11 protein-coding genes are annotated in these 12,590 nt (G+C 64.8%); 2 read left to right on the plus strand and 9 right to left on the minus strand.

The genetic code is table 11. From position 1 onward, the window contains the following. Window positions 1–24: 24 nt before the first annotated feature. Genes ACWDU1_RS06220 through ACWDU1_RS06255 form a run of 8 tightly spaced genes read right to left on the minus strand, consistent with a single transcriptional unit; the run spans window position 25 to window position 8,669 of the window. Window positions 25–1,188 carry an MlaD family protein gene (locus ACWDU1_RS06220; protein WP_449996210.1) on the minus strand — a complete coding sequence of 388 codons (1,164 nt, stop codon included), beginning with the start codon at window positions 1,186–1,188 and terminating at the stop codon, window positions 25–27. After that, window positions 1,188–2,282 (minus strand): MCE family protein, encoded by a 1,095-nt coding sequence (locus ACWDU1_RS06225; protein ID WP_449996211.1) that lies wholly within the window; start codon window positions 2,280–2,282, stop codon window positions 1,188–1,190. The genes ACWDU1_RS06220 and ACWDU1_RS06225 overlap by 1 nt, the downstream gene beginning before the upstream one ends. Beyond that, the gene (locus tag ACWDU1_RS06230; protein ID WP_449996212.1) at window positions 2,279–3,379 is read right to left on the minus strand and encodes an MCE family protein; all 1,101 of its coding nucleotides are present in this window, start codon (window positions 3,377–3,379) and stop codon (window positions 2,279–2,281) included. The genes ACWDU1_RS06225 and ACWDU1_RS06230 overlap by 4 nt, the downstream gene beginning before the upstream one ends. Next, window positions 3,376–4,371 (minus strand): MCE family protein, encoded by a 996-nt coding sequence (locus tag ACWDU1_RS06235; RefSeq protein WP_449996213.1) that lies wholly within the window; start codon window positions 4,369–4,371, stop codon window positions 3,376–3,378. Before ACWDU1_RS06235 ends, ACWDU1_RS06230 begins: the two co-directional genes overlap by 4 nt. Continuing rightward, a complete protein-coding gene (locus ACWDU1_RS06240) occupies window positions 4,371–5,402 on the minus strand; it encodes an MCE family protein (protein ID WP_449996214.1) in 1,032 nt (343 codons plus the stop codon). The genes ACWDU1_RS06235 and ACWDU1_RS06240 overlap by 1 nt, the downstream gene beginning before the upstream one ends. Continuing rightward, window positions 5,399–6,943 (minus strand): MlaD family protein, encoded by a 1,545-nt coding sequence (locus tag ACWDU1_RS06245; protein WP_449996215.1) that lies wholly within the window; start codon window positions 6,941–6,943, stop codon window positions 5,399–5,401. The genes ACWDU1_RS06240 and ACWDU1_RS06245 overlap by 4 nt, the downstream gene beginning before the upstream one ends. 3 nt (window positions 6,944–6,946) lie before the next feature. Beyond that, entirely contained in the window at window positions 6,947–7,810 is an 864-nt protein-coding gene (locus ACWDU1_RS06250) for an ABC transporter permease (protein ID WP_449996216.1), read from the minus strand. A gap of 4 nt (window positions 7,811–7,814) precedes the next feature. Continuing rightward, window positions 7,815–8,669 carry an MlaE family ABC transporter permease gene (locus ACWDU1_RS06255; RefSeq protein WP_449996217.1) on the minus strand — a complete coding sequence of 285 codons (855 nt, stop codon included), beginning with the start codon at window positions 8,667–8,669 and terminating at the stop codon, window positions 7,815–7,817. A gap of 575 nt (window positions 8,670–9,244) precedes the next feature. Between ACWDU1_RS06255 and ACWDU1_RS06260 the strand changes: the two genes are divergently transcribed. Then, a complete protein-coding gene (locus ACWDU1_RS06260; RefSeq protein ID WP_449996218.1) occupies window positions 9,245–9,937 on the plus strand; it encodes a serine protease in 693 nt (230 codons plus the stop codon). Between the two features lie 122 nt (window positions 9,938–10,059). Here the strand turns inward: ACWDU1_RS06260 and lppU are convergent, their stop codons facing one another. Beyond that, window positions 10,060–10,701, minus strand: coding sequence for an LppU family putative lipoprotein (gene lppU / locus ACWDU1_RS06265; RefSeq protein ID WP_449996219.1), 642 nt, complete (start codon window positions 10,699–10,701; stop codon window positions 10,060–10,062). Window positions 10,702–11,341: 640 nt separating this feature from the next. On the opposite strand from lppU, the gene ACWDU1_RS06270 reads away from it, so the two are divergent. After that, window positions 11,342–12,232 (plus strand): L,D-transpeptidase, encoded by an 891-nt coding sequence (locus ACWDU1_RS06270; RefSeq protein WP_449996220.1) that lies wholly within the window; start codon window positions 11,342–11,344, stop codon window positions 12,230–12,232. Window positions 12,233–12,590: the final 358 nt, after the last annotated feature.

Below are 12,590 nucleotides of genomic sequence, written 5' to 3' on the forward strand. Positions count from 1 at the left end.
CCGGCGCCGGACGACCGGTCTCTGCTACTTCACGGGCGGCAGCGTACGTTCGTTCGGATCCACCCCCGGCGGGAGTGACGCACCGTTGTCCGGGATGTTCGGCCGCGGCGCGTTGACCGCACCACGGATCTGCTGCCCGGGCGGCGGGTTATCGCAGTAGTTCCACATCGGAATGGTGCCGTCCTGGACGACCTGGGTCTTCACCGGCGTGGACTGGTACTGGCAGAAGGGCCGGAACCAGATATCCAGGATGGTGTGGAACTCGTTGTCGTGGGCCGGAACCCCGAGTGCCGCGCCGCCCTGTTCGAGCGCGGGGAACAGCGCGGCCAGCGCGGGGGTACGCAACTGGGCGGCGCGGGTGACCGCGACGAAATTGTTGGTCAGCGCGGTGATCGGATCACTGGTGGTGTCCAGTGTCGCGGTCACGCTGGCGAACTGACCCGGCGCCTGGTCCAGGACATTGATCAGCTCGGCATTCGCCTTGTTGAACTGGTCGAACAGTACCTGCGAATTCGCCGTCAGGGTACCCAGGTCCGGCTGGGCCTGAGAGGTGGTGGAGGCGATGGTGCGCAGGTTGGCGATCAGATTGGTGGTCTGCGGCAGCAGCGACTCCAGCCCCGCGGAAACCAGGCTGACGCCTTCGATCAGCGAGCGCAGCTGGTCGGGGCCGCCGCTGAGCGCGATATCGAGCTCGTTCAGGATGACCGCGAAATGTTCCGGGTTCACCTGGGCGATGAGGTCGCTGGAGTTCTCCAGCACCGACGAGATCGGCACCGGGGTGCTCACCCGCTCCGGATCGAAGGTGATCTCCGAACCGTCGGTGAGGAACGGGCCCTGGTCGGTGGCGGGCCGGAAATCGATGTACTGCTCGCCCGCACCGGACAGTGCCTGCACGGCGACCTTGGTGTCCACCGGAATGTCGTACCGCGAATCGATTTCGGCTTCGGCCTGGATCCCGGCGCCGTCGCCGACGAGTTCGAGCGAGCTCACCTCGCCCACCCGGTATCCGCGCAAGGTCACATCGTTACCGGGCTGCAGACCACCGGAGCGGTCCAGGTTCACCACGACCGTGTATGTGCTGCGCAGCGGATTCACCCGCATCACGTTGACCAGCAGATAGGTTCCGCCGATGAGTAGTGCCAGGACCAGCCCGATATTGGACAGCAGGATCTTGTGGTTCTTGAGCATCACTGGCCTCCCACCCGGTACTGCACTACCTGGAGGATCTGGATGAGGCTGCCCGCGAAGTCCTGGAGATCACGCACATCGTAGAAATGGCTGGTCCCGGGCGCGGTGAGCATGGCGATATCGAGGTTGGTGACATTGACCTGAGCGGCGAGGCTGCTGCCGCGGAAGGTGGCGTCCACCGGATCCCGCAGTTCGTGCAGAACGTCCATCAGCGCACCGAAATTGTCGCCGGTGGCCGCCAGCGCCGCCATCAGGCTGTTGAGATTGTCGAGGGTACCGGCCAGATCACCGCCGGTGGTCTTCGCGAAATCGCCCAGCGCGTTGCTGGTGGTGGCGATCTTGCCGAGCAGATCGCCCAGCGCCCGGTTGTTCTCGGCGACCGCGCCGATCATATCCGGGAGCGTATCGGCGACCTGGCCGAGTTCGGCGCGACGGCTGTCGAGGGTGCCGGCGAGAGTGCTGAACTCTCCGAGCACACTGTCGATCCGGGCCGAATTGGCGTTGATACTGGACACCACGCCGGTGATCTCGTTGACCAGATGCACCACCTGGTCGCTGCGGCCGCCGACGATCGAATCCAGTTCCGTACCCAGCCGGGTCAGATGGGCGATACCGCCGCCGTTGAACATCAGCGATACCGACAGCAACAGTTCCTCGACCGTGGCGCCGGCGGAGGTCTGCTCGATGGGCAGCGTATCGCCGCTCTCGAGCAGCTCGGTGCCCTGTCCGGCGGGCGGTTTGGACACCGCGATGAAGACATCGCCGAGCGGGGTCGCCTGCCGCAGTTCCGCGGTGGTGCCGACCGGTAGCTCGATATCCTTGCGGATCTCCATATCGACGATGGCCTGGAAGTTCTTGGTCTCGATATTGGTGACCACACCGACATCGGAACCGCCGACCTTCACCTTGGCCTGATCCGGCAGGTTCAGCGCGTTCTCGAACACCGCCTGCAGGGTGAAGGTTTCCCCGCCGGTGCCGGGTTTCGGCAGCGGGATGGTCTCCACGGTCAGACCGCAACCGGATGCCAGCAGTACGGTCCCGGCCGCCGCCAGCGCGGCGACGGTGCGGCGGGCCCGTCGGATCGTTCGCATCATTTCGTCAGTCCCAGCAGTGCGGCGGTGAGTCCGAAGTCGGGTCCGAAGTCTTCGGGGCGGCCGGTGCGGCAGCCGTCGGACTTCATCTGTATCCGTTCGCAGAAGAGGCTGACGATCTCGCCGCCCGCGAGGTTGGTACCGATGAGCGCGTGCAGCCGGACGTAGCCCTGCTCGTAGTTCATCGACCGGTGGATGTTCTGCAGCAGCATGGGCGCCACATCGACGACCTCGGTCACACCGCGCGAGTTGTCCCGCAGCTGCTCGATCACCGTGTTCATCCGGGTCAGGGTGTCCACCAGCTGATCCTGATGCTGCGCGAAGACCGAACTGGTGTTGTTCAGGAAGTCGTACAGCTGTTGCAACGTGCCCTGCAGACCGGGCGCCTGCTCGGCCAGCATCGTGGTCATCTGGGTGGCGTAATTGCTGAAATCGCGCACCGATTGGTCGTTCTCGGCCAGCATCGTGGTGAGCTCGTTGAGCTTGATGATGATGTTGGAGATGGCGTCCTTGTTGTCGACGCCCACCTTCAGCGCGCTGGACAGCGCGTTGAGGGTGTCGCGCATCTTCTCGCCCTGGCCGTTGAGCATCGGGTAGAGCACCCGGCCCGACAGCGGGCCGACCCCCTCCTGGCCTTCCTGCGGTTTGAGCGCGTCCGCGAATTTGTCGATGGTCTTGAGCATCGTATCCAGCTCGACCGGTACGTCGGTGCGCTCCAGCGGCAGATGATCGCCGTCCTCGAGCTTATCGCCTTCGACGTAGCGCGGTGTGAACTCGATATGGCGGTCGGTGACGATAGAGGGCGAGATCACCACCGCCATCGCGCTCTTCGGGATCTCGACGTCGCCGTCGATCGTCATATGGACTTCGATGAGATCGCCGTGCGGCACGATCTTGTCGACCTTGCCCACCTCGAGCCCGAGCACGGTGATCGGGTTGCCCTCGAACATACCGGCGATGTTCTCGAAATCGGCGGTGATCTTCATATCGCCGCCGACCACACTGCTCACCGTCGAGCAACTACCGATCGCCAGCGCCGACACACCGATCACCAGCGCTTTCGCCGCGTTCTTCACGAGGCCGATCTTCTTCGGATTCATCCCTGGCACCCCTCGGCGACTTGGGCGAAGCACAACCAGTTGTCCGGGAACAGCCACGGGATGCCGACCTCGGCGTAGTTGCCGTTACCCCAGGCATTGGCCAGGTAACGCACCGACGGCGGCATGATCGACAGCAGCCGGTCCAGGTTGTCCTTGTTCTTCTGCAGACCCGCGGCCATGGTGTTGAGCTGGTCGAGGGTGCCGCTGAACTGGTCGTTGTTCTGCGCGCCGATCGCCTGCAGCTGGGCGGTCAGCGTGGCGGTGTTGTCGAGCAGCGTGCGCAGCAGTTGCTGGCGCTCGACCACCCGCGAGGCGATGGCCTCGCCCTGGGTGATGATCAGCAGCGCGCTGTTGCGGTTGTCGGCCAGGATGGTGGTGACCCGGTCGAGGTCCTTGAGCAGCTGCTCCACATCACCCTTGCGGCTGTCGATGACCTTGGCCAGCGCGCCGATACTGTCCAGCGACTGCACGACGAGCTCCGGGGAGCCCTGCAACTGTTCGTTGAACAGGTTCAGCGATTCCGAGAGCTTGCCCGGATCGAGATCCTGGAATTCCGGGGTGCCCTTGTCGATGACGTCGGCGAGGTCGTAGGGAACCGCGGTGTTGATCTTCGGGATCCGGTTGTCGGGCAGACCGGAGCCGTCGCCGGGGTCCAGGTCGACGTAGCGGGCGCCGAGCAGGGTGGCCATCTTGATGGCCGCCCGGGCGTCCGGCCCCAGCTTCACGTCATTGCTGACCTGAAGGGTCACCAGAACGTGATCGCCTTCGAGTTCGGCGTCGGCGACCCGCCCGACCGGTACGCCGGCCACATCGACCTTATCGCCGATCGAGATACCCGCGGACTGTACGAACTCGGCCTTGATCGACTGTTCGCCGATCCCGAGATTGCGGAACCCGCTCGAGGCCAGTACCAGGACCGCCACCACGGCGACCCCGATGAGTCCGAGGCCGAAATAGCGATTGTTGTTGAACCAGGTTTTGAATTTCGTCATCATGGCCGGCACACCGCCGATTGGGAATTGCCGCCGATCTGCGAGAACAGTCCGCGGGGGAACAGGACACCGTAGAGCGAGACATCCAGCCGGCAGATATACGCGTTCGCGTATGCGCCTTCGGAGGTGAAGCGTCCCGCGTCTGCGAGAATTGCGGGCAGGTCGATCGCGGCCTGATCCAGTTTCGCGCCGTTGGCCAGGAACAGGGTCAAAGCGTCACGTGTCGAATTCTGCACGGCCTCCAGCTTCGGCTGGATATTGCCGACCATTCCGACGAGAGCGGTGGTGGCGTCGGCGATCTGTTCGGTCGAACCGAGCAACTGCTGCCCCTGTTCGTACAGGCCGCCGATCAGCGCCCTGGTCTGGGTAATCAGGGTCTCCAATTCGTCCCCTCGTTTGGCCAGGCCCGCCATCACACCGCTGAGGTTGGTGATCACATCGCTGAGGATGGCGTCACGACGCTGGAAATCGGTGGCCATGGTCGCCGCCTGCGCGATGAACGAACTCAGCGAGACCCGGTCACCCTGCAACGCGAGGATGAAGGTCTCCGAGAGCCGGTTCACCTGCTCGGGTTCGAGCACCTCGAACAGCGGTTGGAACCCGTTGAGCAGCGCCGAGATATCGAAGGACGGCTCGGTGCGGTCCACGGGAATGGTCGCGTCCTCCGGCAGCTGCGAGGCGTCCCCGCCGGAGCCGGGGGCCAGCGCCACATAGCGCTGGCCGATCAGGTTCTGGTACCGGACCAGCGCTTTGGTGTTGCCGAAGAGGGTCTGATCGTCCTGGACGATGAAACTGATCTTGGCGTTGTGGTCGTCGGTGATCTCGATCTTCTCGACCTTGCCGACGCGCACCCCCGCCATCCGGACATCGTCGCCCTCGCGCAGGCCGAGCACGTCGGTGAAAATCGCGGAATAGGTCTTGGTACCACCGTCGACGGTGCGGGCCAGCGTATTCCACACCAGCACGGTGACCAGCACCGAGACGATCGCGAACAGGCCGAACCCGATCAGCGGTTTGCGTACCCCCTTCACGCGGCGGCCTCCTCGGTCACTCGCAGGGTTCCGCCCTCCATGATCGAACTCAACATCAGGTACTCCACGGACGACGGCTTGCGGCCGAGCAGTGTCTCCACCGCGGCGTCGCCCTCGTAGGTGATCGGCCGGGCCGCCGGGGCGGCGCCGTTTCCGTTGTCCGCCGCCGGCGCCGGAGCACCGGGCTGCGCGGGCGGGTTCTGCGGCTGCTCCCCGGGCTGGGCGGCCGGCGCGGGAGCCGGCGCGCCGGGCAGACCGGGCAGCTGCGGGAGACCCTGCGGGAAGAGACCTTCCAGCGGGGTTCCGGAGAACGGGTTGTTACCGGCCGGGGGCTGGGCCGGCGCGGGAGCGCCGGTTTCCGTGGTGATCCCCGGGATCGGCGGCAGACCCGGGATCGGCACCACCGGCGGCAGCCCCTCGGCGCCGGACAGCCGGCGCGGCTGCATCTGCTCGGGCAGATAGCCGGGGTCGGCCACGGCGGGCGCGGTGGCACAGCTGGGACCGGCCAGGTCGCCGTAGCGCGGGCAGTCCGCCACGGTGTTGGGGTTGAACGGGGTGAAGCTGACACCCGCGTTCCAGACCATCTGCCGCTGCGGTCCCCAGGTGAACGTGGTCGTCAGCTTGCGGGCCGAGGTGTTCAGGTTGCTGATCGCGTTGGTGATCGACGACGGGCTGGAAGCCAGCGCGCCGAAGGTTTGGTTCATCCCCACGGTCAGTTCTTTGCCGAGGTTGGGGTTACGGGCGAACAGGTCGTTGACCGAATCGACGGTGCCGCTGGCGCCGCTGATCAGATCGACCAGCTGCTGACGCCGGTCGGCGATCGTGCTCGCCGTCTGCACCGAGGTGGCCAGGACGTCCATCAGTTCCGGCGCCGACTCGTTGAGGGCATGCACCGAACCCGACATATCGTCGAGGAATACGCCCAGGTCCGGAATCGACTGATCCACCGAGGTGAGCCAGTTGTCGAGCCGCTCGATGGTCGAACCGGGCACCCGGCCGCTGCCGTCCAGCGCGTAGGACAGCGTGCCCAGCACCCGGCCGAACTGGATCGGGTCGATGGCGTCGAGGATGTTCTGCACCGTGGTCAGTGTGTCCTGCAGCGCGATGGTGCCCTGGCTGCGGTCCTCCGGGATCTCCGAACCCTCGTCGAGATGATCCTGGCTGGGGCCGTTGTACACCAGCTCCACCGAGGTGACGGCGAACAGGTTGCTGGGTACCACCCGGGCGGTGACCGTGGCCGGGATACCGTCGGCGAACTCGGGCTTCAGCTCGATGTTCACCTCCTGCAGTTCACCCTGCGCGGCGACGGAGACATCCTTCACCGCGCCCACGAGCACACCGCGGAATTTCACGTCGGCCTGTTCGGGCAGACCGTCACCGGTGGTGGTGAGATTCGCGGTGACCCGCACCTTCTCGACGAAATAGCCCTGGTAGCGGGCCATCAGGAAGCCGAGCACCACCGCGAAGACGATAAGGCCGCAGGTGCCCGCGATGAGCAATTGCTTCATCGTGGGCCCGCGCCCACTCGGATCGATGATCATTGCCTACCCCGAGATCCGGATGCCGGGGTTGACACCCCAGATGGCCAAGGTCATGAAGAGGTCCGCGAAAACGACCACGATGATGCACATCTTGATCGCGCGGCCGGCCGCGACACCCACGCCCTCGGGGCCACCGGAGGCGAAGAAGCCGTAGTAGCACTGGATGAACGTGGTGATGGCGACGAAGACGATCGCTTTGAGCAGCGAATACAGCACATCGGTCGGGACCAGGAACTGGTAGAAGTAGTGCTGGTAGGTACCGCTGGCGGTACCGCCGATCAGCTGCACCGTGAGCGAGCAGGAGATGTAGGCGCTCGCCAGGCCGAGGCAGTACAGCGGCAGGATGGTGATCATCGCGGCGATCATCCGGGTACTCACCAGATAGGGGAGCGGGCGGATCGCCACGGATTCCAGCGCGTCGATCTCCTCGGAGATACGCATCGCGCCGAGCTGGGCGGTGAATCGGCAGCCCGACTGAGCGGCGAAAGCCAGCGCGGCGAGCAGCGGGCCGAGTTCACGTGTGGTCGCGAAGGCCGAGATGGCGCCGGTGATCGGACTCAGTCCGAGCAGATCGAGCGAGGTATGGCCCTGGATGCCGACGGTGATCCCGCCGAAAGCACTCAGGATGAGAACAACGCCGATGGTTCCGCCACCGACGATGAGGTTGCCGTTGCCCCAGGTGACATCGGAGAGCAGCCGCCAGACCTCTTTGGGGTACTGCTTGAACGCCAACGGCATCGAGCCGATCGAGCGCAGGAAGAAGAACACCTGGTGTCCGAGCCGGGCCAGCAGTTGGACCGGTGCTCCGGCGGCATTTCGCAGTTGCTGCAGCGGTTTGAGCAGCGGGGGCACATAGGTTGCGGACACCGGCTCACACCACCTGCGGGGGGAACAAAGTGTTGTACACCTGGGTGAAGATCACATTAGCTCCGAACAACATCACCGCGGACATGACAACGGCGGTATTCACCGAGTTGGCGACGCCACCCGGACCACCGCGGGTGTTCAATCCGGTATCACAGGCGATGATTGCCGCGAGCAGACCGAACAGCATCGATTTCAACAGCGCGACAAACAGATCGAGCGTTACCGCAAAGGACGCGAAGGTAGATATATAGGAACCCGGCGTGCCGCCCTGGGCGAAAATATTGAAAATGTAGCCGGTCAGAAATCCGACGAATACCACGAATCCGCAGAGCAGCACGCTGACCAGCATTGCCGCCCCGAGCCGGGGCGCGACGAGCCGGCGCAGCGGATCGACACCCATAACCTTCATGGCGTCGATTTCTTCGCGAATGGTTCTGGAGCCGAGGTCGGCGCAGATCGCGGATCCGACCGCACCCGCGATCATCAGCACGGTGACCAGAGGCGCGCCCTGCTGGATGATGCCGAGGCCATTGGCAGCACCGATGAACGATGTCGCGCCGACCTGCTGAGCAACCGCTCCGACCTGGATGGATACGATGACGCCGATCGGAATGGCCACCAGGAGGGTCGGCGCGGCGGCGACGTTGGCCATGAACGCGCACTGCCGGATGAACTCGTTCACCGGGAACCGACCGCGGAAAATACTCACGACGAGTTCGGTAATCGCTTCGACGGCCATCGTCATCTGGCGGCCGAGCGTCTCCACTGAACGTCTGGGGTGGTCGCGCCAGTAGTCCCGCGTCCACTCGACCGCTCCGCCTAACCGAGAACCTGTTGGTGGACTCTTGGTCGACTGCACTGACTAACCCCTCTCGACGTCGGTTACCTACCCCGACGGCTGGTTTGCTTGAGGCACCTTACTACGTAGTAGTGCGGAACACACCATAGACGCGTGAGTGCGGTCATAGACGTTCATCACCGCGCGCCGTGACCATCGAGTTATCCGAGACGCCTTGGTGTGTATCCCAACATGTCTCCGGCGATTTTGGAAGAACATACAGCTGAGCGGGGGATAAGGCGTCGGGCGCGACTAGTTGCGACAAGAATCACGGTTCACTTAAATAACGGAGAGTATTCCTGAAAAATACCCATTCGACGCGGCACGGAGATTCGACTGTTACTCGACCCGCGACCCGAAATCCGGGATGATTAATAGCGTTAAGCTATTCTTCCGGAGGTATCTTGGCCGGACTTCGCGCGGAATCCACCGCGTGCGGGAACCGCCCGGCCGAAGGCACGACCGGAGAGCCGAACCCGCCAGTGGCACAAGCGAACTCGGCGGTAATCGGTGACTCGGGGCGCGCGTCGCGGCCGTTGCTGCCACGATGAGGTGCCACACGTTGATATCGTGCGGGCTTCGAGGTCTGGAGGGATATGTTCAGGAAACTCGCCCAGGCGGCCGGTGCCGTCTTCGCCGTCGCGCTGAGTTCGGCGTTGCTCGGAACCGGGACGGTGGCAGCCGATCCGGGCCGGCCCGTACTCGGTGGAGGATCGGGGCTCATCATCTCCTCCGAGCCCGGCCATATGTCCGATATGGCGATTCAGTGCACGCTGACCACGATCGGGCACGACGGCGCGGGCAGACTGGTGGGACTCACCGCCGGCCACTGCGGAACCCCTGGACACGAGGTGTACTCCGAACAGGATCCCGGCGCCGGGCCGCTGGGCCGGTTCGTACATTCCAACCAGGAACTGGACTACGCCATCCTGGAATTCGATCCGGGCCGGGTCACCCCGGTCAACCGGGTCGGCAACCTCAGCATCACTGGGCTCGGCGGTCCGGCACAGTTCCCGATGATCGTCTGCAAGGAAGGCCGCACCACCGGCAACACCTGCGGTATCGCCTACGGCGACGTATTCGCCAGCAGTATGGAGACCTGGTCGCAGATGTGTGTGATGGAGGGTGACTCCGGAGCACCCGTCGTCGTCGGATCCACCCTGGTCGGCATGGTGAACGCCTACCTGGCGATCGCCTGCTTCGGCCCCGAGGTGGGCACCAATATGTCGACCATCATGGGCGATATCGACAGCCGCAACAGCGTCGGATCGGGATTCCGGCCCGTCTGAGTGCGGTAGCGAAGCGAACGGAAAAGAGCGGGCCACGTGCCCGCTCTTTTTCTGTCGGTCCCCTTGACGGTGCGGGCGGACGCCACCGGCGCCCGATACGTCGCCGCGCTACCGGCACACCCTCACAGCTCGTCCACGCACACCACGAAGCGCCGTTCGGTGTAGACATAGCCGCTGCTACCGGTGCCACAGGCACTCACATCGTCGGCGTTCTCCTCGATGGCGACGACCTTCACCCCGTCCACCGCCGAGGTGACGGAGCAATCGATGCGCTCCGGACCGGTCGTGCCGGTACCCACATCCATACAGCCGCCGATCACCCAGTCGATATCGAGACACAGCGCGCCCATCTCGATACCGTTGCGGCTCTCGGCGTAGTAGTTGTCGGCGTCACCGACACACTGCGAACTCTGCTCGGCCTTGCCGATGACCTTGTAGTTCGACTCGTTGCTCCCGCACGAGGCCGCTTCGATCTCGGCATCGGTGGTGGTGCCGCCCAGCGTGACGCAATCGCCCACCTCGGCGTCGAAGCTCACCGAGCCGCCCTCCTCGGTGGGGGTGGTGGTAGGCGCGGACGATGTCGGTGCCGACGAGGTGGTCCCCGACCCCGGCCCGGTCACATCCACCGCGTCCACGGTTCCGGTCTCGCTCACCGGCTGCGCACGACCTTCGATCGTGGAACTACAACCCGCGACCGTCAGCGCGACCGCGGCCGCCATTCCGGCAACCGCCACCGTCACTCGAGACGAAGTCCATCCAGACACGCACAGTCCTCCCGCTGCGTCGCCGAACCCTGTCTCCGCATCGAATCCGGACCGCACCACAGCCTTGCTCGGCACAACACGCCATGAATACACCATGGCGGCCCGACCGTCGACTCGGTGAGTCCGCGCACGTGCGACCGCGCGCGAAGCGATCCGCGACGCCCCGGGCCCGGACGGGATCCGGTGATATATGTCATGAACAGGTTTGACCGTGACCATTCCGTTTCCTTCGGGCCGGGCCGTCGGCGGCCCGGAAACGCGCGGGTGGGGGTGTATTGCCGGGTCGGACCGGTAGCTCGGGGCCCGAAGGGTGACCACGACCACCATTGATGCATCACAGCTATGTAACAGAAATGAGCATTGGTCACGAACACGTCAAGGCAGTAGGAAGGAAACCGGAGCGGAGGCGCACCAGTGTGGTTCGGGCACTACCAGCGCGACGCACCATCGCCCGTCGGGACCGCTCCACAACTCCACTACCGGCGGCGCTCGCACGACCTTTCGACAAGATCTGGGAGTCCACGGCGTGTGGAGGTGCTCCACCAGAACTCCGCGAACACTCGCCGGGGTGCTCCGAAGGACGTCCGGCGGCCTACCGGCCCCGCACGCTCCAGAGTCGAAATGGACGGACGAACACTCTATGCATGTCACCGAGAACACCGGGTCGCTGCCGACCAGAAGCCGGGCTGCGCGCCGGCTCCGGCAGGGTGTCCTGTTGACGGCCGCGCTCGCCACCGCCACCACGGTTGCCACCGCGCCCGCCTACGCGCTGCCGAACCTGCCCTCGGGCTCGGCCGCCGGCGTCACCGAGCCCGGCCCGCCGCAGGCGAACTTCGCGCCTCCGGCCATCAACCCCTCCGAAGGGGAAGAGGTCGGCATCGCGCAGCCGATCATCATCAACTTCAAGGAACCGGTGCAAGACCGGGCGGCCGCCGAACGCGCCATCAAGATCACCCCGTCGACCGAGGTCCCCGGGCATTTCTACTGGCGCAGCGATCAGCAGGTGCGCTGGCGCCCCAACGAGTTCTGGCCGGGCCAGACCGATGTCGTAGTGGAAGCCGGCGGTAGCCGCAGCGCCTTCCATGTGGGCGACGCGGTGATCGCCACCGCCGACGACAACACCAAAACCATCACGGTCACCCGCAACGGCGAGGTCGTGCGCACCATGCCCACCTCGATGGGCAAAACCGACCACGAGACCCCCAACGGCACCTACATCGTCGGCGAGCAGCGCCGCGAGATGGTGATGGACTCCTCCACCTACGGCGTCCCGATCGACGACCCCGAGGGCTACAAACTCGACGTCGAATACGCCACCCGAATCTCCAACAGCGGCATCTTCGTCCATGCCGCCCCGTGGTCGGTCGCCTCGCAGGGTGTGGAGAACACCAGCCACGGCTGCCTCAACGTCAGCACCGAGGACGGGCAATGGTTCTACGAGAACGTCAAGAAGGGTGACGCGGTGATCGTGCAGAACACCACCGGCGGCACCATGAGCAGCAGCGACGGACTGGGCGACTGGAACAGCTGAGGTAGGAGCCCGCCCTTCACGAAGGTTGGGACCAGTTTGCCCCTCTACGAAGGTTGAGATTTCGAGACTCCAGCCCGCCCCTCTGCGGAGGGTGGGCTGGAGTTTTTGGAGGGGCTTCTTCGCGAAGGTGAGGTCGGGGTGACCGGTCGCGATATGTCGGATCGGGGTGACTCGTTCGCGAAGTGTGAGTTCGGGGTGGCCCGTTCGCGAAGTGTCAAATCGGGATGACCCGTTCGCAAAGTTTGAGTTCGGGGTGACCCCTTCGCGGAGGTGGTTTGGATGTACCCCTTCGCGAAGGGTGGGGCTGTAATTTTGGAGCGGCTCCGCCGCTCGAGGGTGGGGCCCTATTAACATCGGA

This window comes from Nocardia sp. NPDC003345, assembly GCF_053589395.1.

Coding starts and splice junctions, on each gene's coding strand:
- ACWDU1_RS06235 (WP_449996213.1), bottom strand. CDS start 4,371: ATGACGAAATTCAAAACCTGGTTCAACAACAATCGCTATTTCGGCCTC.
- ACWDU1_RS06225 (WP_449996211.1), bottom strand. CDS start 2,282: ATGATGCGAACGATCCGACGGGCCCGCCGCACCGTCGCCGCGCTGGCG.
- ACWDU1_RS06220 (WP_449996210.1), bottom strand. CDS start 1,188: ATGCTCAAGAACCACAAGATCCTGCTGTCCAATATCGGGCTGGTCCTG.
- ACWDU1_RS06230 (WP_449996212.1), bottom strand. CDS start 3,379: ATGAATCCGAAGAAGATCGGCCTCGTGAAGAACGCGGCGAAAGCGCTG.
- ACWDU1_RS06245 (WP_449996215.1), bottom strand. CDS start 6,943: ATGATCATCGATCCGAGTGGGCGCGGGCCCACGATGAAGCAATTGCTC.
- ACWDU1_RS06260 (WP_449996218.1), top strand. CDS start 9,245: ATGTTCAGGAAACTCGCCCAGGCGGCCGGTGCCGTCTTCGCCGTCGCG.
- ACWDU1_RS06270 (WP_449996220.1), top strand. CDS start 11,342: ATGCATGTCACCGAGAACACCGGGTCGCTGCCGACCAGAAGCCGGGCT.